This window comes from Pantoea sp. PGP6 (genome assembly GCF_053474785.1).
Genome location: NZ_JBQBMA010000001.1, coordinates 1,635,770 through 1,658,703, shown reverse-complemented (window position 1 = coordinate 1,658,703; position 22,934 = coordinate 1,635,770). Strand labels below are relative to the sequence as shown.

General features: G+C 57.0%; 21 protein-coding genes. 14 read left to right on the top strand and 7 right to left on the bottom strand.

Going from position 1 to position 22,934, the window contains the following annotated elements; translation table 11 throughout:
- Positions 1–307 precede the first annotated feature (307 nt).
- Together ACLIBF_RS07805 and ACLIBF_RS07800 are read left to right on the top strand one after the other, a co-directional pair.
- Positions 308–1,159, top strand: coding sequence for an aldo/keto reductase (locus ACLIBF_RS07805; protein WP_279810801.1), 852 nt, complete (start codon positions 308–310; stop codon positions 1,157–1,159).
- A 26-nt stretch (positions 1,160–1,185) separates the two neighbouring features.
- Positions 1,186–2,175, top strand: coding sequence for an aldo/keto reductase (locus tag ACLIBF_RS07800; protein WP_115657464.1), 990 nt, complete (start codon positions 1,186–1,188; stop codon positions 2,173–2,175).
- Positions 2,176–2,209: 34 nt separating this feature from the next.
- Here the strand turns inward: ACLIBF_RS07800 and ACLIBF_RS07795 are convergent, their stop codons facing one another.
- Positions 2,210–3,103, bottom strand: a complete 894-nt coding sequence (locus ACLIBF_RS07795; RefSeq protein ID WP_089562314.1) for a LysR family transcriptional regulator — start codon at positions 3,101–3,103, stop codon at positions 2,210–2,212.
- A 148-nt stretch (positions 3,104–3,251) separates the two neighbouring features.
- Between ACLIBF_RS07795 and ACLIBF_RS07790 the strand changes: the two genes are divergently transcribed.
- A complete protein-coding gene (locus tag ACLIBF_RS07790; RefSeq protein WP_448309505.1) occupies positions 3,252–4,043 on the top strand; it encodes an SDR family oxidoreductase in 792 nt (263 codons plus the stop codon).
- A 437-nt stretch (positions 4,044–4,480) separates the two neighbouring features.
- Positions 4,481–4,663 (top strand): hypothetical protein, encoded by a 183-nt coding sequence (locus ACLIBF_RS07785; RefSeq protein WP_341802488.1) that lies wholly within the window; start codon positions 4,481–4,483, stop codon positions 4,661–4,663.
- Here the strand turns inward: ACLIBF_RS07785 and ACLIBF_RS07780 are convergent.
- The 4 genes from ACLIBF_RS07780 to ACLIBF_RS07765 all read right to left on the bottom strand — a co-directional run bounded on the left by ACLIBF_RS07780 (position 4,660) and on the right by ACLIBF_RS07765 (position 9,288).
- Complete coding sequence (locus ACLIBF_RS07780) at positions 4,660–5,649, bottom strand: isopenicillin N synthase family dioxygenase (RefSeq protein WP_031376323.1); 990 nt, start codon at positions 5,647–5,649, stop codon at positions 4,660–4,662. The two genes, ACLIBF_RS07785 and ACLIBF_RS07780, sit on opposite strands and share 4 nt — an antisense overlap.
- Positions 5,650–5,674: 25 nt before the next feature.
- Complete coding sequence (locus tag ACLIBF_RS07775; RefSeq protein ID WP_279810450.1) at positions 5,675–7,102, bottom strand: amidohydrolase family protein; 1,428 nt, start codon at positions 7,100–7,102, stop codon at positions 5,675–5,677.
- An 11-nt stretch (positions 7,103–7,113) separates the two neighbouring features.
- Positions 7,114–8,103, bottom strand: coding sequence for an ABC transporter substrate-binding protein (locus tag ACLIBF_RS07770; protein ID WP_046288230.1), 990 nt, complete (start codon positions 8,101–8,103; stop codon positions 7,114–7,116).
- Between the two features lie 261 nt (positions 8,104–8,364).
- A complete protein-coding gene (locus ACLIBF_RS07765; RefSeq protein ID WP_031376326.1) occupies positions 8,365–9,288 on the bottom strand; it encodes a LysR family transcriptional regulator in 924 nt (307 codons plus the stop codon).
- 220 nt (positions 9,289–9,508) lie between these two features.
- On the opposite strand from ACLIBF_RS07765, the gene ACLIBF_RS07760 reads away from it, so the two are divergent.
- Genes ACLIBF_RS07760 through ACLIBF_RS07725 form a run of 8 tightly spaced genes read left to right on the top strand, consistent with a single transcriptional unit; the run spans position 9,509 to position 17,205 of the window.
- A complete protein-coding gene (locus ACLIBF_RS07760) occupies positions 9,509–10,477 on the top strand; it encodes a PDR/VanB family oxidoreductase (RefSeq protein ID WP_448310378.1) in 969 nt (322 codons plus the stop codon).
- Between the two features lie 20 nt (positions 10,478–10,497).
- Complete coding sequence (locus tag ACLIBF_RS07755) at positions 10,498–11,778, top strand: cytosine deaminase (protein WP_069729561.1); 1,281 nt, start codon at positions 10,498–10,500, stop codon at positions 11,776–11,778.
- Entirely contained in the window at positions 11,768–12,229 is a 462-nt protein-coding gene (locus tag ACLIBF_RS07750) for a RidA family protein (RefSeq protein WP_069729560.1), read from the top strand. The genes ACLIBF_RS07755 and ACLIBF_RS07750 overlap by 11 nt, the downstream gene beginning before the upstream one ends.
- Positions 12,230–12,250: 21 nt before the next feature.
- Entirely contained in the window at positions 12,251–13,129 is an 879-nt protein-coding gene (locus ACLIBF_RS07745; RefSeq protein ID WP_046288227.1) for a creatininase family protein, read from the top strand.
- Between the two features lie 13 nt (positions 13,130–13,142).
- A complete protein-coding gene (locus ACLIBF_RS07740; protein WP_069729559.1) occupies positions 13,143–14,126 on the top strand; it encodes an ABC transporter substrate-binding protein in 984 nt (327 codons plus the stop codon).
- Positions 14,123–14,950 (top strand): ABC transporter ATP-binding protein, encoded by an 828-nt coding sequence (locus ACLIBF_RS07735; RefSeq protein WP_069729558.1) that lies wholly within the window; start codon positions 14,123–14,125, stop codon positions 14,948–14,950. The genes ACLIBF_RS07740 and ACLIBF_RS07735 overlap by 4 nt, the downstream gene beginning before the upstream one ends.
- Positions 14,951–14,954: 4 nt before the next feature.
- Positions 14,955–15,770: an ABC transporter permease gene (locus ACLIBF_RS07730; protein WP_069729557.1), complete on the top strand. Its 816-nt coding sequence runs from the start codon at positions 14,955–14,957 to the stop codon at positions 15,768–15,770.
- A gap of 25 nt (positions 15,771–15,795) precedes the next feature.
- Positions 15,796–17,205, top strand: a complete 1,410-nt coding sequence (locus tag ACLIBF_RS07725) for an FAD-binding oxidoreductase (protein ID WP_279810451.1) — start codon at positions 15,796–15,798, stop codon at positions 17,203–17,205.
- Between the two features lie 106 nt (positions 17,206–17,311).
- On the opposite strand, the gene katG is transcribed toward ACLIBF_RS07725, so the two are convergent.
- Positions 17,312–19,522 (bottom strand): catalase/peroxidase HPI, encoded by a 2,211-nt coding sequence (katG, locus tag ACLIBF_RS07720; protein ID WP_069729555.1) that lies wholly within the window; start codon positions 19,520–19,522, stop codon positions 17,312–17,314.
- Between the two features lie 407 nt (positions 19,523–19,929).
- Positions 19,930–20,952: an LLM class flavin-dependent oxidoreductase gene (locus tag ACLIBF_RS07715; RefSeq protein WP_031375219.1), complete on the bottom strand. Its 1,023-nt coding sequence runs from the start codon at positions 20,950–20,952 to the stop codon at positions 19,930–19,932.
- A 210-nt stretch (positions 20,953–21,162) separates the two neighbouring features.
- On the opposite strand from ACLIBF_RS07715, the gene ACLIBF_RS07710 reads away from it, so the two are divergent.
- Entirely contained in the window at positions 21,163–22,134 is a 972-nt protein-coding gene (locus ACLIBF_RS07710) for a fatty acid desaturase (RefSeq protein WP_046288225.1), read from the top strand.
- Positions 22,127–22,900: a phosphate/phosphite/phosphonate ABC transporter substrate-binding protein gene (locus tag ACLIBF_RS07705; protein ID WP_031375220.1), complete on the top strand. Its 774-nt coding sequence runs from the start codon at positions 22,127–22,129 to the stop codon at positions 22,898–22,900. The genes ACLIBF_RS07710 and ACLIBF_RS07705 overlap by 8 nt, the downstream gene beginning before the upstream one ends.
- The last annotated feature ends 34 nt before the right edge of the window (positions 22,901–22,934 follow it).

Sequence of the window (22,934 nt, the reverse complement as noted above, 5' to 3'; positions counted from 1 at the left end):
GCTAACAAAATTTCTTTAGCATCGGATATCCACTGATGGCACAAGGCCAGCTGATAGATTAGGTATTATTCAGGAAAAATTATAAATGTGATCGATCATAGACTAACAAAATGCTCATTTTATTTAGTTTTTCCTGAACCACCATATGGAAATGAAAACAATCAAATCTTTGTTTCTGGCACAGAACCTACCGTCAGCTTCTCTAAATTAATGAGCACACCTAATAAACCCTAGCTAATTACCCCATCTAATCGAATAAATCACTTTGCGTTATGCTTTTCCTACACAACAGCTAAAGGATAACGTCATGCAAACTGTAAAACTGAACAACGGTGTTGAAATGCCCCTGCTGGGCTTTGGTGTGTTTCAGATGTCTGATGCCGCTGAATGCGAAAGAGCCGTTATTGATGCCATCGATACGGGATACCGTCTGATCGATACCGCCGCGTCTTACCAGAATGAAACCCAGGTCGGGAACGCACTGAAACAGACCGGTATCGCACGTAACGAACTCTTTGTAACGACCAAGCTATGGCTGCAGGATACTAACTACGAAGGTGCTAAAGCACAGTTCGAACGCTCCCTGAATCGGCTGCAACTTGATTACATTGACCTGTACCTGATTCACCAGCCTTACGGTGATGTCCATGGGGCATGGCGAGCTATGGAAGAACTGCAACAGGCAGGCAAAATTCGCGCCATTGGCGTCAGCAACTTCCATCCAGACCGACTGGCCGACCTTATCGCCTTCAACAAAGTGGCCCCTGCGGTAAACCAGATTGAAGTAAACCCCTTCAACCAGCAGCTGCATGCCGTTCCATGGAATCAAAGCCATGGCATTCAGCCGGAAGCCTGGGCACCGTTTGCTGAGGGTAAAAATGGTCTGTTCCAGCATCCCGTGTTAACGGCAATTGGTCAGAAGTACGGCAAAAGCGTGGGCCAGGTTGTGCTGCGTTGGATCTTCCAGCGAGGCATCATTTCACTGGCGAAATCGGTGCGCAAAGAACGCATGAAAGAGAACATCAATATTCTCGATTTTGAACTCAGCCCTGAAGATATGCTTCAGATTGCCGCCCTCGACACCGCAACCAGCGCCTTCTTCTCACACCGCGACCCGGCGATGGTGGAATGGCTGACTGGCCGCAAACTTGATGTTTAAGTCGCGATAAAAGAGGTATTCATTCAATGCAAAAACGTTATCTGGGTAAATCCCGACTCGAAGTCTCCGCACTTGGGCTCGGTTGCATGGGCTTAAGCCACGGCTACGGCCCGGCGACCGATACCCGACAGGCTATCGAGCTCATCCGCGCTGCGGTTGAACGTGGCGTCACCTTCTTCGATACCGCCGAAGTGTATGGCCCCTTTCTTAATGAAGAGGTGGTCGGTGAAGCCTTAAAACCATTTCGTGACCGCGTGGTCATCGCCACTAAGTTTGGTTTTACTTTTGGCGACGACAACAAGCAGCAGATTTTAAACAGCCGTCCGGAGCATATCCGTGAAGCGGTGGAAGGATCATTACGCCGTCTTAAGACTGATGTCATTGATCTGCTGTATCAACATCGTGTCGACCCGGATGTCCCCATTGAAGATGTAGCGGGTACAGTGAAAGAGCTGATCGCGGAAGGCAAAGTCAAACATTTCGGTCTGTCCGAAGCGGGTGCGCAAACCATTCGTCGGGCACATGCTGTACAACCAGTCACTGCACTGCAAAGCGAATATTCCATGTGGTGGCGCGAGCCTGAGCAGGAGATCTTGCCGTTGCTGGAGGAACTGGATATTGGTTTTGTACCCTTCAGCCCATTAGGCAAGGGCTTCCTGACGGGATCGATTAAGCCAGGAACGACTTTTGGCAAGGATGATTACCGCAGCACCGTGCCGCGTTTCGCCGAACAGGCGATTGAAGCCAATGAAAAGCTTGTCTCATTGCTGGGTGAACTGGCGGCAGAGAAAGGCGTGACGTCTGCGCAAATCGCGCTGGCATGGCTGCTGGCACAAAAACCGTGGATTGTTCCTATCCCCGGCACCACTAAGCTGCACCGGCTGGAGGAAAACCTGGGGGCTGTTGACATCATTCTTTCGCAGGATGATTCGCATCAAATAACCCAGGCGCTTGAAACGATTAAAATCGTCGGCGAACGTTACTCTCCTGAGCATCAGGCTCGAGTAGGCCGTTAATACCCGGGCGGGTCCGCAGCGAATTGCGGACCCGTTATTCCGAGTAGCGAAGTGCATCGATCATCAGCGCAAAAGCGGGCGGATGCTGCTTACGGCTCGGGTAGTAAAGATAATATCCGGGGAAAGACGGACACCAGTCCTGCAGAACCTGAATAAGCTCTCCTGACTTTATATAATCCAGCACCCTGTCCTCAGGTATACAGGCGATGCCAAAGCCAGATAAAGCCGCATCAATCCTTTCCGCCTGCAGATTAAACGTTACCTGCCCCTCAACCCTGACCCGTAACGGTTTCCCTTCCTTCTCAAACTCCCAGTGGTACAGTCCCCCGGCAGTCGGCAGGCGCATATTGATACACCGATGATTTTGTAGCTCGTGCGGCGTTTCAGGTACAGGATTTGCAGCGAAATAAGATGGTGCTCCCACTACGGCCATTCTCATGTCCGGTCCAATTCTTACCGCAATCATGTCCTTATCCACGCTTTCGCCCAGGCGGATCCCGGCATCAAAACGCCTCTCAACAATATCGACAAAGCCGTTATCAACCACCAGTTCGAGATTAATTTCCGGATATTCCCTGAGGAAAGGTTTTAACTTCGGCCATACCAGACTTCGCGCGGCATGCTCCCCGGCAGATAAACGGATATTGCCGGAGGCAGTGCCGTTCAGTTGAACAAGCGATTCCAGCTCCTGCTCAAGATCGGCAATACGGGGTTCAAGGCAGGCGATAATTCTCTCACCGGCTTCTGTGGGGGCAACGCTTCGGGTCGTGCGGGTCAGAAGGCGGATATTGAGCCTTTCCTCTAGTGCTTTCATCGCGTGGCTGAGTGCAGACTGAGAAACGCCCAATTTGCCCGCTGCTTTGGTAAAACTTCGCTCTCTCGCTACCACAAGAAAGATTTGCAGTTCGTTGAAGTTTTCTTTGAGCATCGGCGATTTCCTTATGGGGGCATTCCCTTCACCGCACACTCATGAAGGGGGTTCATAGACACAATCATTTTAGCCCCATTACTGACAATAATGATAATTGATATTCTAAATGTATCGAAAATAAGTCTGAATTATCAGAAGGTTTATCATGAAAATACTCATTGCAGGTGCGACAGGAAGTATTGGTCTTCATGTCGTGAATACCACTATCGAAATGGGTCATCAGCCTGTAGCGCTGGTTAGAAATAAGAGCAAAGTGAAATCGCTTCCTCGGGGAACAGATGTTTTTTACGGCGATGTTTCAATGCCGGAAACACTCACCGAATTGCCGAAAGATATTGATGCCATCATCTTCACTCTCGGTTCCGATGGTCAGGGCCGTATTGGTGCCAGGGCCATAGATTACGGCGGAGTGCGCAATATTTTACGAATATTCAAGGATGCACCTGTTGATATCGCCCTGATGACCACGATTGGCGTGACTGAACGACTCAGCACCTGGAATCAACGCACTGAGGTTCATGACTGGAAAAGACGTGCCGAGCGTCTGGTAAGGGCAAGTGGTCATCCCTATACCATCGTCAGGCCCGGCTGGTTTGATTACAACAATGATGATGAGCACAGAATCGTTATGCTTCAGGGAGATCGTCGCCATGCGGGAACACCGGAGGATGGTGTGATATCCCGGGAGCAAATCGCCCAGGTTCTGGTCAGTGCCCTGACCAACGATGAGGCAAAAAATAAAACGTTCGAGCTGGTGGCTGAACGAGGCGAAGCACAGCAGGATCTCACTCCGCTGTTTGCTGGCCTGCAGACTGATAGTCCTGAAAAAAATGATGGGGTTCTAGATATAGACAATATGCCTCTGCGTGAAGAACCTGAGTGCATTATTAACGAGCTGAACCTGTATTCAAAAAAATTAACCAATCTAAAACCCTGACAATTTTGTCATATAGCGGTCAGTCTTATTGTAAGCACACCCGCTTTAGTTCCAGGCACTTTTTGAGATATCCGGTTTTTCAGCCATCAGCCAGTACTTTTCCGGCGTTAGTTTATTCAGGATGAAGTTGCACCCACGAAAACTGGGAGCTGATGGGATAATCCATCGACAGAATTACGCATGAGGTACCTCTGCGAGTTTAGTATTAGGCGACTAATCTGGGGCATTCCGTTGAGCCAATACTGCTGACGATTCGAGACAGGGGAGAAAATTTTCAAGGTAGCTTTCAACACGCTAATACTATTGTTAATCAAAGCTGCCAACTGGTTGGCCCTCCTGTTACTTCCCACTGCCTTTTTTCTGCATCTACAATTGGTGCCCGCTTCTGGCGCAGAGCAGACTGCCCTTGTGGATATGGTCATAGTAACGAACAGAAAATACACGAGACCGCTCACCAGCTTCTATTGGTGGTCATTTTGGTGGTCTTGACAGCATCGCAACTCAGGTTTAGCCTATTTATTCGCCAGTTACTGGCAAAGGCGAGTCCAGTCAGAGCAGCCATATTTAAGCAGCCCGCTCAGGGAAACCTGAGCGGACTTTTTGCTGTTACTGCCACTTAGCCTTTGGCAAAGTTCGCCTGGATACGCTGTTGCAGATAATCTTCAGCACTGATCGCCGGATACTTCGCCTGCGGGCCGAGGATCTCAACGTCTTTATTCGCCTGACAGAAGAAAGCCAGGCTGTAGCGCGCGCCCTGATATTCCCCCGGTAGCGGGCTTCTTACCCGATGGAAGTTTGACGGCAACTGGTCGTCACTCCAGCGCATCAGCATGTCGCCAATATTGCAGGTGATCACCTCTTCACGTGGTTCAATGCTGGTCCACTGCTGACTTTCGCGATCTTTGCCGGGACAGACCTGCAGGCCGCCCTGGCCGGGGCGCTGGAACAGCAGCGTCAGGCAGTCGAAATCGGTATGCGCACCGGCGCGCCACATCCCCTGCTCCGACTGTTCGGTGGCATAGTAGTGCAACATTCGCAGCGTGCTCTGGTAGGTATTCCGATCGGGATTGTGCGCCTGCTCGAAGAAGTGCTCAGGAAAACCCAGCTTAAGCGCAAAGCAGGAGAGCAACTTCATCCCCAGCTGCCAGCATTGCGACTCAAAGCTCAGCATGGTTTGCTTAAAGGCGGGCAGCTCCTGCTCTGTCGGCCACAGCGAATCCATTAACGGACGGGTAATCTGATAGGACTCTTTCTGGTCCGGGGTTTTGGTCGAGGGACGGACCTGCGACTTATTTTCCCAGCCGGCGTTGCGCGCCAGCGGATAGCGGGCTTTGACCGCTTCCGGCAGCGAGAAAAAATCCTCCGTCATGCTGAATGCCTGGCGGATATCGTCGAGGGCAATGCCGTGATTGCTGACCTGAAAGAAACCGATCTCTACCGCTGCCTGCCACAGTTCATCGGCAATCTCATGTTTACGCTGTTCGAAATCTGACAGGTCGATGCAGCGCACCTCGCGGGCAAAAGTCTCTTCACCCATTGCGCCCATTGCCGCTTCTTTCTCCAGTTCCTGCAGTGCATAACCTTGTGTCCGGGTTGATTGTGTCATGGTATTTTTCCTATACAGAAGAGGGTTAACCGGCGGCACGCTGTTGCAGCGTCCGGACGGCTGACATTGCCTGATGGCGCATGGCATCCAGATCGAGACCAGGAATGTGATCGTTTTCGACAATCACCCGGCCATTGATCATCAGCGCCTTTAACGAAGCCCGACCGCCGCAGGCCACCGGCCCAATTGCCATGTCATGCAGGCCGAAATAGCGCGGATCGTCCAGCCGGTACACGGCGATATCGGCCAGCATCCCGACCTGCACGGTGCCGCTCTGCGGCAGACCGAGGATCTGCGCCCCGCCGGCGCTGCCCCAGCGCACCACATCTTCAATGGTTGCCGCATCGCCACCGCCTTCAAAAGTTCCACCGTCATAGCGTGGCGTGGCGAACATGCCTTTTCTGGCGCGCTGCAACAGCCACGCCGCATGCGCTTCACTCTGCATATCGGCTGCCTCGTTCGATGCCGCGCCGTCCACGCCCAGGGAAACCGGCACGCCCGCCTGCTCCAGCGCCAGCAGATCGGCAATGCCGCTGCCCAGTCGTCCGTTACTTTGCGGGCAGTGCGCAATACCGGTCCGGCTGTCACCCAGCAGCGTGATCTCCTGCGGCAACAGCTTCACCAGATGGGCAAACCAGACGTCATTACCCAGCCAGTCGTGTTCAGCACAAAACTGCACCGGCGTCATGTTGAAGCGGTCGCGCGCCGCATCCAGATAATCCACCGTTTCCGACAGGTGACTGTGCAACCGGATACCCAACTGACGCGCCAGCCTGGCCATTTCGCGCAGCTGCGCGCCCGGCGCTGAGTGCAGCAGCGTGGTCGGAGCCATCACCACCCGACGCAGCGAGGTCGGCCGCGGATCGTGGTAGCGTCCCACCAGCCGTTCTATGTCGGCCATATAGTGATCAAAATTCTCCGGGCGCAGCGCTTGCGGTAAATCCTGCTCAATCGTCCGTCCCTGAGTCGCACCACCCCGGCACAGCACAATCCGCATGCCCAGCGCCTCGCCTTCACTGAACAAAATGTCGGAAGGATCAAACGGCATATCTGGCCAGTAGAGATAGTTATGATCGGCGACCGTGGCGCAGCCGGATCGCAGTAACTCGATCAGGCCGATACGAACCGCCAGCCGGAACGTCTGTTCGTCAAAGGTGGCGCGAAAACGATACGGCGTGGCGCTTAACCAGGCGGTCAGGCTTTTGTTCAGCCCCTGCGGCTCACCTTTCAGCAACGACTGAAACAGGTGGTGATGGGTATTGACCCAGGCGGGATAAACCACGCAGTCGCGGGCATCAATCAGCCGCTCGTCCGGCAACGCGGTCAGCGACCCAATGGCTTCGATCACGCCTTCGCGGATGCGAATATCTGGTCCGGCATGACGTGCCCGCTCGCCCGGCAGGCCGGTCAGAATGGCGTGCGCGTTTTTAATCAGTAATGATTGAGATGACATCGCAACGTTCCTCACGGTTTAACCTGCATCTGCTGAACAAACTCAGTGGTGTAAGCCTGTTTCCAGTCGGTATCCGCTTTAAGCAGGCTGGCTTTGACCATAAAATCGCGGGTTTTTTGCCAGCGATCCTGCGTCATGGTGCCCCAGCCGGCTGTCGCGGCATCGCCACCATCAATCAGATGGTGCTGTTTGATCTGCGTGACGCCCCAGGCCAGCAAATCATCGGTCATTTTTGGATTCTCTTTTTTAATCAGCGCGTTGCCTGGTGTCGGATTAGTGAGATAGCTGACCCAGCCCTCCATTGAGGCACGTACAAATTTCGCCATCGCTTCGCTGCGGCTGCTGATCTGGTCCGGACGGGTAATCAGAATGCCGCCGTAGGGCGGATAGCCGTGCTCGGAAAACAGGAAGAAATTCGATTTCACCCCGGCCTTTTGCGCCTGGAAAACCTCAGAGCTGACATAAGCCTGCTGTGCCACATTCTGATCGGCGATAAACGGCTGGATATTGAAGGTATAGGGGCGCACCTGCCCATCGCTGAGCTGATACTGTGCCTTTAGCCACGGCCACCAGGTGGCTTGCCCGGAACTGGAGACCAGAATGGTTTTGTCTTTCAGGCCGTCGAGGGAGGTGACGGAGGCGTGGGTCAGCAGTCCCTGCGGATCATACTGAAACGGGGCGGCAATCGCTTTAGCCTGAAAGCCACGCTGCACCGCTTCAAGTAACTGCAGGTCATAACCGATGATCACATCGGCGCGCTTCGATAACAGCAACTGCATGCCGTTGATCTGCGGTCCGCCGGACTGAATGCTGACGTCCAGCCCGTAGCGCTGATAGATGCCGGTCGCCAGCGCCTGATAATAGCCGCCCTGCTCAGCCTGCGCGTACCAGGAGGTGAGTAAGGCAATCTTCTCTGCGGCATCGGCCGGCAGGATGAATGCGCCAGAAATCAGCGTGCTCAGCACGCAGCCAGACAGGGGAATGCGGGATCGTAACTTCATTGCTCCTCTCCTAATCGTCACCGGAGGGAGGCTGAGCAAAGGCGACTCAGCCCCCAGCCGGTTCAACATGAACCGCGAAATGGTGGCTGAGCAATGTCCCGCGCAGTTGCCTGCACTGACCGCTTCTACTCACAGTGAGTTATACAAAAAGGATGCCAGGTTAGCCGATCGGCGCGGCTTAAGGGCTGCGCGGCGATCGGCGGAGGCGGCGCTGCAACCTTTGATTCATTAAGGAGCAACCAGCACCATACTGGTGCAGCGTCAGGGCCGCTGGCGTCCGGGCGTCTGAATCTGGCTGAACAGCATTTCCAGCTGTTTGAGCATCATCGACGCCGCCAGCGACAGCTGCCTTGCCGGGGCGACGCACAGTGACAGGGTGAAGGTTTTGAGTTGCGGATCGGTCAGCGGAATAAACTGCAGTTCGTCGCTTTCCACCTCATCCATGATATCGAGCCAGCAGAGAATGCCGATGCCGATTTTCTCTTTGATCAGCGAGCGGATCATGTGGATGTTATTGGAGACCGCCACCTCGTTGATCATCTCGCCATGGATGTTGATCAGCGCCTGCACCGGTTCAGCCAGCATCAGCGGGGCAGAAGGCAGGATAAACGGATACTCACTGCACTGGTTAAACCGCACCCCGCTTTTGCTGCTGAGCGGATGGCCGGTCGGGACCACAATCCCCAGATCGATCTCGGCAAAGGCTCGCACCTGCAGTTCGCGTGACGATTGCGGGTTCAGCATCACCCCGAAATCGGCATCGCCCGACATCAGCGCCTGCTGAATATCGACGTTGTTCATGGTGGTCAGGGTGAAAGATATGTTCGGATAGTCGAGATGCACCTGTCTGAGCATTGACGAGAAAAACTGCCGGTTAATCGCGTCGATGGTGGCGATGCGTACATGGCCGCGTCGCAGTCCACGCAGGTCATCCAGTTGTTCGCAGACCCGCGAAAAATCCTTTTTCCAGTTACTGGCGGCGTGCAGCAGCAGTTCGCCCGCTGCGGTCAGCCGCAGGCCGCTGGGGTGACGCTCAAACAGCGGCATCGCCAGCTCTTTCTCAACCCGCAGGATTTGCCGATCGATCGACGACGCCGCCACGTGCAGGCTTTCAGACGCCTTGCGAAACGATCCCTGACGGGCCACTTCAGTGAAATAGAGCAGAAATCGGGAGAATGCAAACATAGGGAGTGCTCTCTTTTATGCAACGGGATGTGCGAATCAAAGCGCTGGACGCAACAGTTTTATCACAATAACGTAGATTTCATGGCAACGGGAACAATCGTTTCATCACTCAGCTGGCTGCAGTTGCGCAGCGCTGGGTGATAGCACCGCCGGTCAGGCGGCAGCGACGATGACCTGCTTTTTTATCACTGCTCTCTTTAAGCACAGACGGTAAATAATGATGAAAGAGTCCGGACTTATTCCAGTCACGATCAGCGCTGTCCATATTAATGGTGTCGGCAATCTTTCATTACAGCTTATTGCCCGGCACGGTGGTTTATTACCGGCTTATTTACCTGGCGCGCACATTGACGTTTTCATTCCGCAAATCGGGCCGCGTCAGTATTCACTTTGCAGCGAAAACCACGGCGGTGAATATTACGAGATCTGCGTGAAACGGGCAGACCTCTCCAGCGGCGGATCGCATTTTATTCATCACCATTTACGGCCTGGCGATGCGCTGGAAATTTCAGCACCGCGCAATCATTTCCCGCTACCCGAAGCGGGACGCTATCTGCTGTTTGCCGGTGGAATCGGTATTACCCCACTGTTGCCGATGGCGGAACAGCTTGCCCGACAAGGGTTTGACTATGAACTGCATTATTTTATCTCGTCGCCAGAACAGGCGGCGTTTGTGCCGCGATTAACCGCACCGCGATTAGCAGACCAGGTTTATTTTCATCACAGCAGCGCAAACGATTCTCTGCGTGTGACTACGCCGCCGTGTTTATCGCAGCCCGATCCACAGACCCGGATAATAGCCTGCGGCCCGGACGGCTTTATTCAGCGTCTGCAGCACCTTATGCAGCAGCATGGCTGGCAACCGGATCAATTGATTTTTGAGCGATTCAGCAATGCAGCGCTAAATAATAGCGCCAGCGACAGCGCCTTTTATATCCAGCTCAATTCTACCGGCACCCGCTATTTAGTCAGCCCGCAGCAGACTATTGCCGAAGTCTTATTAAGCGCCCGGGTCGATATTATGCTGTCGTGCGAACAGGGAATATGTGGTTCCTGCATCACTGAGGTAATCGACGGTATTCCCGATCATCGTGACTGCGTGCTGACTGCCGAAGAGAAAGCGGAGAATACGCAGATAACCTTGTGCTGCTCCCGATCCAGAACGCCGGTTCTGGTGCTCGACCTTTAATCTCAGCGCGGAGTCTTATCATGTCTGTTTCCCGGTCCGATGCACCGCTTGCTGGCCTTGCCAGCGTTCGCCTCCCCGCCTGGCTACTGCCGGCGGACTGGCCGCGTGAAGCCGGTGAGCCGCTGCTGGCCGATCTGCGCTTTGCGGCTGGCAAAATTGCTGCGCTGACGCCAGCCCGGCCCGATCAGAGCGACCTGTGGCCGGTGGATGGCGCACTGGCGCTGCCGGGGCTGATTGAACCGCATGCGCACCTCGATAAAACCTTCACCCTCGCCCGCAGCCGTCCGTCAAAACCGGGCCTGCTGGCCGCCATTGAAACCCTGCATCAGGATCGCCAGCACTGGACGGCGTCGGACCTTCAACAGCGTGCCGGCCGGGCTTTCGGCTGGGCGGCCGCCAACGGCGTGACCCGTTTGCGCAGCCATATCGACTGGTTTGACGATCGCCCTCCGCTGGCCTGGACGGAACTGGCTGGCATGGTACCTCCCGGCATCACGCTGGAACGGGTGGCGCTGGTGCCGCTGAGCCTGTTCGCCGATGCCGGGAGCGCTGACCGCATCGCCCGCGCGGTGGCGCAGAGCGGCGCCGGTTGCCTGCTGGGCGGCTTTATCCACTCCTCAAACTGGGACCCGGTGGCGATGACCCACCTGATGCGCAGCGCCGCCCGCTGGCAGCTGGATCTGGATTTGCATATTGATGAAGAGCTTTCGCCAGTGGCCCACGGCCTGAGCTGGCTGGCGCACTACCTGGCTGAAAACAGCTTCAGCGGCCACATCTGTTGCAGCCACGGCTGCGCGCTGGCGTCCGGCAGTGAACTGCAGGCGCAGCAGGTACTGCGGCAACTGGCTGCCCACGCCGTCACGCTGATTGCCCTGCCGATGACCAACCTGCTGTTGCAGGATGCGGTAACCGGACGCACGCCGCGTCAGCGCGGCATTACCCTGCTGAAAGAGGCGCAGACGGCCGGCGTTCCGCTGCTGATCGGCTGTGACAACGTTCAGGATGCCTTTTGTCCGGCTGGCAGTTACGACCCGCTGGATACCCTGAGCTGCGCGCAGTTCGCTTTGCAGCTGAGCAACGTTTTTGACCAGCATTCGCGGCTGATTTGTGATGCCGCCGCCCTGACCGGCGCGCACTCAGCCCCACCGCCGCTGTCACCGGGCAGCGACGCTACGCTGGTGCTGTTCCCGGGCAGCGACAGCGCCAGCTGGCCGTTAAACAGCGCAGCCCGCCAGGTTATCCATCACGGCAGGCTGACCCATCAACGTATCTGGCAGCAGGAGATATCCCATGAGTCTTGAAGAGGGTGCGGGCAAACCGCTCGCCCACTATGCCGCCTGGCGTCGGGCCGGTGATTTTGTCTTTCTCTCCGGCATCATTCCGGTTAATCCGCAGAGCGGCACTATCGTGCGCGGCTTTAAGGATATCCCGGTTGAAGTCCGTCAGTTAGTTGGCGAAACCGGCGAGTTCTCGACCGACGCCAGACAGGGGCCGATCCTCGCACAGAGCTGGTATGTGCTGGAAAGCATTCGCCACACCGTGCAACAGGCGGGCGGACAGATGAGCGATGTGATCAAGCTGGTGCAGTACTTCCGCAATCTCGATCACTTTCCCTGCTACAGCCGGGTCAGAAAGCTGTTTTATGACGGACAACCGCCGGTTTCAACCGTGGTGCAGGTCAGTGAAATGCTGCCGAGCGCCGAGGTGCTGATTGAAGTGGAAGCCACCGCCTGGTTACCGCTAACCCCCTAATCTCCGACTACGAGGCACAGCATGATTAACGGTTATATTCCTGCAGCGCGTTTTCTGCCTTTTCTGAGCTGGACGGCCATCGCGGCTCTGCCCGACAAAGCCAACACGGTGATTGTTCTGCCGACCGGCGCGATTGAGCAGCACGGTCCGCATCTGCCCTGTTCGGTCGACAGCGTGATCGCCTCCGGCGTGGCGGGCCATGCGCTGGCCAGACTGCCAAAAACCATCCCGGCTTACGCCATTCCGCCGATCACCTACGGCAAATCGGATGAACATCTGAATTTCCCCGGCACGCTGACCTTAACCGGCGACACCCTGCTGCAAACCGTGCTGGAGATCGCTGAATCGCTTTACCGCGCTGGCTTCCGCAAGCTGCTGATGATCAACGGTCACGGCGGACAGCCGCAGGTGCTGCAAATGGCGGCACGGGAAATGCGTCTGCGTCACGGCGATATGATCATCATCCCGCACGACGTGTTTCGGGTGCCGAACGTCGAAAACCAGTTCCTCAGCGCCCGGGAGCAGAAAATGGCGATGCATGCCGGTCACAGCGAAACCGCGGTGATGCTGGCGCTGGCACCGGAATGCGTCCACCCCGACCAGGCGGTGGCCAGTTATCCGCCGGAATTCCCCTGCCCGACGCTCTCCTCCGGTCGCCCGGCGGCCGCCTGGGTCTCTTACGATTTCGGACCGAGCGGCGTGATTGGCGATCCGACCGGTGCCACCGCAGAACAGGGTCACGCAATCCTTGATTCGCTGGCCGCAAGCTGGGCGCAGGCGATCACCGAAATCCACCAGATGAGCTGGCCGGTGCGCAGCGAACCCACCTGGGGAAAACAGCACTGGAGCGGTTTTGTGCAAACCGGCTTTACTCCTCCGTCTTCTTTGGCCTCTGAATAGTGGAGTAGTTACGATGAAAATTGGGCGTAAATCGACTTTCTCCCTGCTTGCTCTGATGCTGGCCGGGGTCTCTGCTTCCGGCATGGCGGAAGAGAAGTTTACCTTCCTGACTAACTGGTACGCGCAGGCGGAGCACGGTGGCTTTTATCAGGCTCAGGCTAGCGGGCTGTACAAAAAAGCCGGGCTGGATGTCAGCATCAACATGGGCGGGCCACAGGTGAACGTGATGCAGCTGATGGCGGCCGGACGCGCAGACTGTACGCTGGGTGACAACGGCCAGGCGCTGGAGACCTGGGAGGCTGGGGTGCACGCCGTCACGGTCGCTACGGTGTTTCAGCATTCACCGACGGTATTTATCAGCCATGACAAAGTCGACCAGCCTCAGCAGCTGAAAGACAAAACTTTCCTGCTGGCCACCGAGGCTTATAACTCGTTCTGGCCGTGGGCAAAAAGCGAACTCGGACTGGAGAAGGTGAAAATCCGTCCCTACACCTTCAGCGTCCAGCCTTTCCTCGCCGACCGCAATCTGGTGCAGCAGGGATACGTCACCTCTGAACCGTTCTCGATTGAGAAAGGCGGCAAACCGTTTTACGTCTACATGCTGAGCGACTGGGGCTACCCGCCGTATGGCAACTCGATTATCTGCATGGCCGACACGGTTAAACAACGCCCGGCTGCGGTAGCCGCCTTCGTTAAAGCCTCCATGCAGGGCTGGAAAGCTTATCTGCAGGACCCGACCGCCGGCAATGCATTGATCGCCAGAGATAACCCGCAGATGACCGCCGACCAGATCGCTTTTGGTATCGCGCAGATGAAGAAATATCAGCTGGTGACGGGCGGCGACGCACAAACCGGCGGTATCGGCATCATCACGGAATCGCGGCTGAAAAAGAGCTGGGACATGCTGGTTAAAAACAAGCTGATCGACGCGGAGAAAGTGCCGTTCGGCCAGACCTATACCCTCGATATGATTAAAGACGCGAAGGTTATGCCATGAATACTGTCCCCAACCTCACCGTGATGCGCGACGTTCGCGCAGCCTCGCCGCAGGCAGAGCCGGCGATCGAAGTGCTGTCGGCAGAGAAGATTTACAGCAACGGCACCCGCGCCCTGCTGCCGGTCAATCTCACCATTCATCAGGGCGAATTTGTCACCCTGCTCGGTCCGTCGGGCTGTGGCAAAAGCACCCTGCTGAAAATGGTCGCCGGGCTGACCGAGCCCAGCGACGGCAAACTGGTGTTGTGGCGTCGTGACAGCCGGGAAAGCGCCCAGGTCCCGCTCTCCTTCGTGTTCCAGGAAGCGACGCTGATGCCCTGGAGCACGGTGCAAAACAACGTCCGTCTGCCGCTGGATCTGGCGGGCGTGCCGCGGGCCGAAGCCAATACCCGCGTTGCCGAGGCGCTGGAACTGGTCGGGCTGGGTAAATTTGCCCGGGTCCTGCCGCGTGAACTCTCCGGTGGCATGCAGATGCGGGTCTCGATTGCCCGTGGGCTGGTGACGCGCCCGAAACTGCTGCTGATGGATGAACCCTTTGGCGCGCTCGACGAAATCACCCGCAATAAACTCGACAGCGACCTGCTGCGGCTGTGGCGTGAACAGGGCCTGACGGTGGTGTTCGTGACTCACTCAATTCACGAAGCGGTTTTTCTGTCGCAGCGGGTGATCATGATGGCTGCCCGGCCGGGCCGGGTGGTGGAAGATATCGCCATCAATGAGCCGTTCCCGCGCAGCGAAGATTTCCGCGTCAGTCCGGCCTTTTCACGTTATGCGAAGCAACTGCAGGATAGCCTGCTGCAAGCCAGCCAATCGGGAATGGAGTAATACCATGCAGACGCAAAAATCTTCTCCGTGGATGGCTAATCCCGGCTTTCGTAAAGTGTTTTATCCCACCGTTGTGGCGGTGGTCGTGGTGCTGCTGTGGCAGGGATGGGTGAGCTATTTCAATATCCCGCAGTTTCTGGTGCCGTCACCGCTGGTGATGCTGCAAAGCCTGTGGACCCACTTCGGCTCGCTGATGATGGCGCTGCTGTTCACCCTGAAAATCACCCTGATCTCGTTTTTACTCTCGATCATCATCGGTGCCGCCGTGGCTTTCGTGCTGGTGCAGAATCGCTTTGTCGAAACCGCCCTGTTTCCCTACATCGTCTTTCTGCAGGTGACGCCGATCGTCGCCATCGCGCCGCTGATTATTATCTGGGTCAAAGACACCACCCTGTCGCTGGTGGTCTGTTCAACGCTGATGGCGGTGTTCCCGATTATTTCCAACACCACCCAGGGATTGCGCAGCGTTTCGCCGGGGCTGCTGAGCTACTTCAGGCTGAGCCGCGCCAGTCGTCTGCAGGTGCTGATTCGTCTGCGCATTCCGTCCGCGCTGCCCTACTTTTTTGGTGCGCTACGAATTTCCAGCGGGCTGTCGCTGATCGGAGCGGTGGTTGCCGAGTTCGTGGCGGGCACCGGCGGGAATAATACCGGGCTGGCCTACCAGATTCTGCAAGCGGGCTATCAGCTGGACATTCCGCTGATGTTTGCGGCGCTGCTGCTGATCTCCCTCGCCGGTATTGCGCTGTTTGGCATGATGTCGTGGATTTCCCGTCGCGCCCTCTCCGCCTGGCATGAAAGCGAAGCGGTTCAGTCTCATTAACTCCCTATTTTCAGGCAGGAAAATTATGCACAGCGAACACCGTCAGCACGCGCTTGCCCTGATACAGCAGGCGCTTCCCGATCTCGACTGGACTTTGCAGGCCGCCAGAGTTAAACGCCTGTCACGTGATTTTCACTGGTTCAGCCCGCTACTGAAACGGCAACTGGAAGATAAACAGGCCGATGCGGTGGTCAGACCGCGCAGTGAAGAGGAGCTGAGCCTGCTGGTCAAAGCCTGCGTCCGCCATCAGCTACCGCTGATCCTGCGCGGCGGAGCAACCGGTAACTATGGTCAGCTGGTGCCGCTGGCGGGCGGCATTCTGGTCGATATGACCGGCTTTAATCAGCTGTGTGAACTCACCCCTGGCGTGGTCCGCGCGCAGGCCGGGATGCGGCTGGCGGAGATTGAAGCCCTGACCCGTCCGACCGGCTGGGAACTGCGCTGCATGCCTTCGACCTATCGCCTTGCCACGCTGGGCGGGCTGTACGGTGGCGGCTTTGGCGGCATCGGCTCAATCAACTATGGCCCGCTGGCCGCCGCCGGAAACGTACTCAGCGTGAAAGTGATGACCGTGGAAGCGGAACCGCGCATTCTGCAGGTTCCGGCACCGCAGGCGCTGCTGCTGCATCACGCTTACGGCAGTAACGGTATCGTGCTGGAGGTTGAACTGGCGCTGGCACCGGTACATGACTGGATAGAGCGGCTGGACGTGTTCGACGACTTTACCGACGCGCTGGATTACGCTAATGCCTTCGCCCGCTCACCAGGACTGGTGAAACGTCAGCTGGCGTTATTCGCCGCGCCGATCCCCGGCTACTTCACCCATCTCAGCGGCCATTATCAGGCGGATCAGCATGCGGTGATCAGCGTGATTGGGCAGGAAAGTGACGGGTTAGCGGCGGGCCTGCTGGAAAAATATCGCGGAAAGAGTGCGCTGCGGCAGTCTGCCAGCGCCGCTCGCGATGCGAATGCGTCACTGATGGAATATTGCTGGAACCACACTACCCTGCACGCGCTAAAAGTTGACAGTACTCTGACCTATTTACAGACCGCGTTTAACCCGGCCTGTTATCGCCAGCAGATTATCGACATGGCCGCTCTGCTGGGTGATGAGGTGATGTCGCATATTGAGTTTCTGCGTGACGCTGACGGCAATCTGACCGCCAGCGGCCTGCAACTGGTGCGCTACAGCAGTGACGCGCGACTGAACGAGATCATGAACGCTTTTCGCGCCAACGGCGTCCGGATCAATAATCCGCATGTTTATCAGATTGAAGAAGGCAAACAGGGAGAGATCAAACCGGCGGTGGTCTCGGTTAAACAGTGTCTGGACCCGGATGGATTACTCAATCCCGGCAAACTCAAAGGCTGGGAACTGCGCGATACGCTGGTGCTGGATGACGATCCGCTGGCGTTGCGCCGCCCTTCACCCTGAGCGCGCCCTGATCAGCCGGCTGCAACGGCATCGCTGTCATCGCTGATATAAAAAAACCCGCTTATCACTAAGCGGGTTTTGCCTTTCAGTGGTTAATCGTAAGCCATCAGAGCTCGAACCGATCCAGGTTCATCACTTTGGTCCAGGCAGCGACGAAGTCCTTGACGAACTTCTCTTTGGCATCGCTGCTGGCATAGACTTCCGCCGACGCGCGTAACACCGCATTGGAGCCGAATACCAGGTCAGCGCGGGTGGCGGTAAAGCGGACTTCACCGGTCAGGCGATCGCGTCCTTCGAACTGCTCGCTGGAGCCATCAATGGCTTTCCATTCAATGCGCATATCCAGCAGGTTGATGAAGAAATCGGTGTTCAGTTCACCGACGCTGCGGCTGAAGACGCCGTGCTGGCTGCCGTCATAGTTGGTTCCCAGCGCGCGCATCCCGCCAATCAGTACCGTTAATTCCGGCACCGTCAGCGTTAGCTGCTGTGCTTTATCAATCAGCAGATGCTCGGTGGTGGTTTTACCGTATCCGCGACCGTAGTTACGGAAACCGTCAGCGCGAGGTTTCAGCAACTCAAACGATTCGATATCGGTCTGATCCTGACGCGCATCGACCCGGCCCGGGATAAAGGGCACCTCAATCTCAACGCCGGCCGCTTTCGCCGCCTGCTCAACCCCAACCACCCCGGCCAGCACAATGACATCGGCCAGCGAGACTTTATTGAATTCCCGCTGCAGCGCTTCCAGCTTCGGCAATACCCGGGCCGCATTGGCGTTAACGTCCCACTCGCGTTGCGGCAGCAGCGCCAGGCGCGCGCCGTTGGCACCGCCGCGTTTGTCACCGCCACGGAAGGTTGAGGCTGACGCCCAGGCAACCGAGGTCAGTTCACTGACGCTCAGGCCAGCGGCCGCAATCTTCTCTTTCAGCTGCGCGATGTCGGCGCCGGTCGGATGATAAACCGGTGTCGGCAGCGGGTCCTGCCAGATCAGATCTTCTTTCGGCACTTCCGGACCGATATAACGCGCTTTTGGCCCCATATCACGGTGCGTCAACTTGTACCAGGCGCGGGCAAAAGCTTCATTGAAGGCCTGCGGATCGTTGTAAAAACGACGCGATATTTTCTCGAATTCCGGATCGAAACGCAGGGTCAGATCGGTGACCAGCATGGTCGGCTTACGTTTCTTCGTCTGGTCAAACGCATCAGGAATGATCTCTGGCGCGTCGATCGCTTCAAACTGGATGGCACCGGCCGGGCTGCGGGTCTGCACCCACTCATATTTGAACAGGTTCTCGAAGAAGTAGTTGCTCCACTGGGTCGGCGTCTGCGACCAGATCACTTCCAGACCCGAGGTAATCGCATCGGCACCCACGCCGGTGCCGTGGCTGCTTGCCCAGCCCAGACCCTGTGCTTCAATCGGTGCGGTTTCCGGATCAACGCCAACGTGCTCGGCCGAACCGGCACCGTGGGTTTTGCCCAGCGTATGGCCACCAGCGATCAGGGCAACGATCTCTTCATCGTTCATTCCCATATTGCCGAAGGTCGCACGAATGGCCGGAGCGGCTGACGCCGGATCGCCGCTGTGTTCCGGGCCTTCAGGGTTAACGTAGATCAGCCCCATTTCGGTCGCGCCGAGCGGTGACTGTGCCAGCGATTCCGGATGACGGTGTTCCAGCCAGGTGCTTTCATCGCCCCAGTTGACGTCCATATCCGGTTCCCAGACATCTTCACGTCCGGCACCAAAACCAAAGGTGCGGAAGCCGGAATTTTCCAGCGCCACGTTACCCGCCAGGATATACAGGTCGGCCCAGGAAATTTTCTGACCGTACTTCTGCTTCACCGGCCACAGCAGACGGCGCGCTTTATCCAGGCTGACGTTATCGGGCCACGAGTTTAACGGAGCGAAGCGCTGCTGGCCGCGGCCTGAACCACCGCGACCGTCTACTGCGCGATAGGTACCGGCGCTGTGCCAGGCCATGCGGATGAAGAGACCGATGTAGCTGCCCCAGTCGGCAGGCCACCAGGCTTGTGACTCAGTGAGCAAGGCTTTGAGATCGGCTTTTAGCGCAGCGTAGTCTAATTTGGCAAATTCTTTACGGTAGTCGAACGACTCGCCCAATGGGTTAGAGCGGGATGAGTGCTGGTTCAGCAGGTCCACACGCAGCTGGTTAGGCCACCAGTCACGGTTGGACGTGCCGCCGCCTGATGTCTGATTGGCCTTTCCTGCATGAAAAGGACATTTACCTGCCGCTGCTTCGCGATCGGCTTCGACAATAGGCTTTGCATCTTTTGCATCTTCATCAACAGAATTGCTCATGGTCACACCTCTTTTATGTATTCTCAGCGCTACTCTATAGTGGCTTTTGAAAAAGGCACACCTGTCTCATCCTATATCTTTGATAGCCTGACCCTTTGAATATGCTTAGCTGAAAAAGGTTTTAACGATTAAAAAGAACCGCGCCGGTCAGTTCAGGCGAAGCGGTTAAAAATACCATTACCCTTGCCGCCAGGGATCGCGTCTGCCAAATAATAATCAGCAGCGTGACGGCGATCATGATTGGCAAAAGTGGCGCTATCGCCTGCTGATTCAGGCTGAAATGCCGGGCCAGCACCTGCGGTGTTGAAATCAGATCAGGGATAAAAGAGGATGCGGAGAGCGGCAGGGATCACAACAGAATGAGATGAACAGCGCCTTATCACTAAGGCGCTGGGTCGGGAACGGTATTAACGCCAGCCGAGTTCCGGCGCGACATACTTCAGTATCGCCTCAATCACATGCGCGTTATACGCCACCCCAAGCTGGTTCGGCACGGTCAGCAGCAGCGTATCGGCTTCAGCAATCGCTTCATCCTGCGCCAGTTGCTTAATTAACTGCTCCGGTTCAGCGGCATAGCTGCGGCCAAAGATGGCGCGGGTTTTTTCGTCGAGGAATCCCACCGAATCCTGGTCGCTACCGCTGCGGCCGAAGTAGGCGCGGTCCATGTCATTGACCAGCGCAAAAATGCTGCGGCTGACCGAAACCCGTGGCTCTCGCTGATGGCCGGCGGCTTTCCACGCTTCACGGTAGGCACGGATCTGCTTCGCCTGCTGGATGTGGAACGGTTCGCCGGTTTCATCATCTTTCAGGGTCGAACTTTGCAGGTTCATGCCCATTTTTGCTGCCCACTCTGCAGTGGCGTTGGAGCCGGAGCCCCACCAGATGCGGTCACGCAGCCCTTCAGACAGCGGTTCAAGGCGCAGCAGGCCCGGCGGATTCGGGAACATCGGCTGCGGATTCGGTTTGGCAAAGCCTTCACCGCGCAGCACTTCCAGAAACTCTTCGGTATGACGACGCCCCATATCAGCGTCGGTCTCGCCCGCTTTTGGCTCAAAGCCAAAATAGCGCCAGCCATCCACCACCTGCTCAGGCGAGCCACGGCTCAGGCCGAGCTGCAAACGGCCGTTGGAAATCAGGTCGGCTGAACCGGCATCTTCCACCATATAGAGCGGGTTTTCATAGCGCATGTCGATCACGCCGGTACCGATTTCAATATTTTTGGTACGGGCACCGACCGCCGCCAGCAGCGGGAACGGCGAACTCAGCTGGCGGGCAAAATGGTGCACGCGAAAGTAAGCTCCGTCTGCGCCCAGCTCTTCGGCTGCAACCGCCAGGTCAATCGACTGCAGTAACACATCCTGCGCCGAACGGGTGGCTGACTGTGAAGAGGGCGTCCAGTGACCGAAGGATAAAAAGCCAATCTTTTTCATCTGTTACTTCTCCTGGCGGGCAAAAGTGGCCCACACATGCTAAGGCGGTTTTCGATAGGCAAAGGTTACGCCGTCGTCGTCGCCACTGATAGTCAATATCTTTCAGCGCCATATTCAGGATTTTCGACATAGCTAAGAAAAATAACGTCTTTGTCTTTGCGCAGCGTTTATTTCACTGTGGCTCTCTGTTCCTCTTCTGCCAGGTCGATCATGCAAAAAAGCCGTGCCGCTTACCTTCATCCGCAGCAGCGCGCCCTGCTGCAACAGCTCTCGCGCAGCTGGTTATGGCGCACTGAACTGCCCACCTGGCTGCTGATCGTCGCGGTCTATGGCGGCTGGTTCGGTACGCTGCTCGGCTGGCAGATCCTCGGACGGCTGCCCGCTACCCTGCTGCTGACTGGCTTCACCGCCTGGTATATGTCGCTGCAGCATGAGCTGATCCACGGCCATCCGACGCGCTGGCCGCGGATCAATCAGCTGTTCGGCATCCTGCCGCTGGCGGTGTGGTTTCCGTTTGGCCTCTACCGCGATTCTCATCTCGCCCATCACCGCAATCACACCCTGACCGAACCGGATGACGATCCGGAAAGTTACTACCTGTCCGCCGCACGCTGGGCGCAGCTGTCGCCGTGGCAGCAGCAGCTGATCCACCTGCGTAATACCTTTTTTGGCCGTCTGCTGCTGGCTCCGTTGCTGGATATCTGCGGCACTTTCAGGGCGATGTGGCAGGCGTTTCGTCACGGTGAGCGGGCCGCCATCGGCATGTGGCTGCTGCACTGGAGCCTGCTGGCGCTGCTGTTTTACGGCATGGCGCAGTGCGGCTTCTCCCCGCTGTGGTATCTGCTGGCGGTCAGCTATCCGGCGCTGGCGCTGACCAAAGTGCGCTCCTTTTATGAACATCGCGCGGCTGACGATCCGCTGGCGCGTTCGGTTAATAATGAGGCGGCGCTGCCCTGGCGGATCCTGTTCCTGAATCTGAACTACCATTCAGTGCATCACGATCTGCCCGGCGTGCCCTGGTATGGTCTGCGTCGCCTTTATCTGCGCGACCGTGAGCGCTATTACCAGCGCAATCACGGTTTCCGCGTGGCGGGCTACCGGGTCTGGCTGCGTCAGTTCTGGGCGCGGCCGGTCGGGGTCAATGCCCATCCGGGGCGTTCTGAAGAGGCTCGCCATGACTGACCTGCTGGCATTACCGATGTACGATATTGATCGCCCTGCCACTGAGGCGCTCAGCCAGGCGATAGTAACGTTACTGGCGCAGCACGGCACGGCGGCGCAGCCAGTCTGGCCCGACGATCTGCTTACCCACTGGCAGGATGATCGGCTGCTGCTGAGTCAGACCTGCGGCTATCCGCTGGTGACGCGACTGCCTGCGGTGCAGCTGGTCGGCGCGTTTCACTACAGCGCGCCAGGCTGCAGCGGACCCGATTATCGTAGCTGGCTGGTGGCGCGGGATAAGGGCGCGACACTGAGCGATTTTCACGCGCGTCGGGCGGTGGCCAACGGCCTCGATTCACACTCCGGCTATAACGCGCTGCGCCTGGTGGCGGCCCTGTCGGGCGTACTGTTTTCACGACTGGTGCTGAGTGGCGGGCATCGTCAGTCACTGGCGGCGGTGCGCCAGCATCAGGCGGATATTGCCGCCATTGATTGTGTCAGCTGGGCCCTGATCGCCCGGTACGCGCCAGAGGAACTACAGGGATTGCACATTATCGACGAAACACCGCCTGCGCCTGGGTTGCCACTCATCACTTCGGCCTCCACCTCGGCGCAGCAGCGCCAGACGCTGCAGTCGGTGCTGGGCGAACTGGTGACGAGTCCGGCGTGGCGTGAAGTCTGTGCGGCCAGCCTGATTAGCGGATTCAGCCCGCTGCAGCGCCAGGATTATCAGACGATAATCCGCTTTGAACAGCAGGCGGCGGCGCATGGGGTGGCCCGGCTTTGAGCTGAAAGAAAGGCGGCTTCCCTGCCGCATCGCC

What these genes read in the sequence shown, in the direction of transcription:
- ACLIBF_RS07805 (WP_279810801.1), top strand. Translation starts at nt 308, where the DNA reads ATGCAAACTGTAAAACTGAACAACGGTGTTGAAATGCCCCTGCTGGGC.
- ACLIBF_RS07800 (WP_115657464.1), top strand. Translation starts at nt 1,186, where the DNA reads ATGCAAAAACGTTATCTGGGTAAATCCCGACTCGAAGTCTCCGCACTT.
- ACLIBF_RS07795 (WP_089562314.1), bottom strand. Translation starts at nt 3,103, where the DNA reads ATGCTCAAAGAAAACTTCAACGAACTGCAAATCTTTCTTGTGGTAGCG.
- ACLIBF_RS07790 (WP_448309505.1), top strand. Translation starts at nt 3,252, where the DNA reads ATGAAAATACTCATTGCAGGTGCGACAGGAAGTATTGGTCTTCATGTC.
- ACLIBF_RS07780 (WP_031376323.1), bottom strand. Translation starts at nt 5,649, where the DNA reads ATGACACAATCAACCCGGACACAAGGTTATGCACTGCAGGAACTGGAG.
- ACLIBF_RS07775 (WP_279810450.1), bottom strand. Translation starts at nt 7,102, where the DNA reads ATGTCATCTCAATCATTACTGATTAAAAACGCGCACGCCATTCTGACC.
- ACLIBF_RS07770 (WP_046288230.1), bottom strand. Translation starts at nt 8,103, where the DNA reads ATGAAGTTACGATCCCGCATTCCCCTGTCTGGCTGCGTGCTGAGCACG.
- ACLIBF_RS07765 (WP_031376326.1), bottom strand. Translation starts at nt 9,288, where the DNA reads ATGTTTGCATTCTCCCGATTTCTGCTCTATTTCACTGAAGTGGCCCGT.
- ACLIBF_RS07760 (WP_448310378.1), top strand. Translation starts at nt 9,509, where the DNA reads ATGAAAGAGTCCGGACTTATTCCAGTCACGATCAGCGCTGTCCATATT.
- ACLIBF_RS07755 (WP_069729561.1), top strand. Translation starts at nt 10,498, where the DNA reads ATGTCTGTTTCCCGGTCCGATGCACCGCTTGCTGGCCTTGCCAGCGTT.
- ACLIBF_RS07750 (WP_069729560.1), top strand. Translation starts at nt 11,768, where the DNA reads ATGAGTCTTGAAGAGGGTGCGGGCAAACCGCTCGCCCACTATGCCGCC.
- ACLIBF_RS07745 (WP_046288227.1), top strand. Translation starts at nt 12,251, where the DNA reads ATGATTAACGGTTATATTCCTGCAGCGCGTTTTCTGCCTTTTCTGAGC.
- ACLIBF_RS07740 (WP_069729559.1), top strand. Translation starts at nt 13,143, where the DNA reads ATGAAAATTGGGCGTAAATCGACTTTCTCCCTGCTTGCTCTGATGCTG.
- ACLIBF_RS07735 (WP_069729558.1), top strand. Translation starts at nt 14,123, where the DNA reads ATGAATACTGTCCCCAACCTCACCGTGATGCGCGACGTTCGCGCAGCC.
- ACLIBF_RS07730 (WP_069729557.1), top strand. Translation starts at nt 14,955, where the DNA reads ATGCAGACGCAAAAATCTTCTCCGTGGATGGCTAATCCCGGCTTTCGT.
- ACLIBF_RS07725 (WP_279810451.1), top strand. Translation starts at nt 15,796, where the DNA reads ATGCACAGCGAACACCGTCAGCACGCGCTTGCCCTGATACAGCAGGCG.
- katG (WP_069729555.1), bottom strand. Translation starts at nt 19,522, where the DNA reads ATGAGCAATTCTGTTGATGAAGATGCAAAAGATGCAAAGCCTATTGTC.
- ACLIBF_RS07715 (WP_031375219.1), bottom strand. Translation starts at nt 20,952, where the DNA reads ATGAAAAAGATTGGCTTTTTATCCTTCGGTCACTGGACGCCCTCTTCA.
- ACLIBF_RS07710 (WP_046288225.1), top strand. Translation starts at nt 21,163, where the DNA reads ATGCAAAAAAGCCGTGCCGCTTACCTTCATCCGCAGCAGCGCGCCCTG.
- ACLIBF_RS07705 (WP_031375220.1), top strand. Translation starts at nt 22,127, where the DNA reads ATGACTGACCTGCTGGCATTACCGATGTACGATATTGATCGCCCTGCC.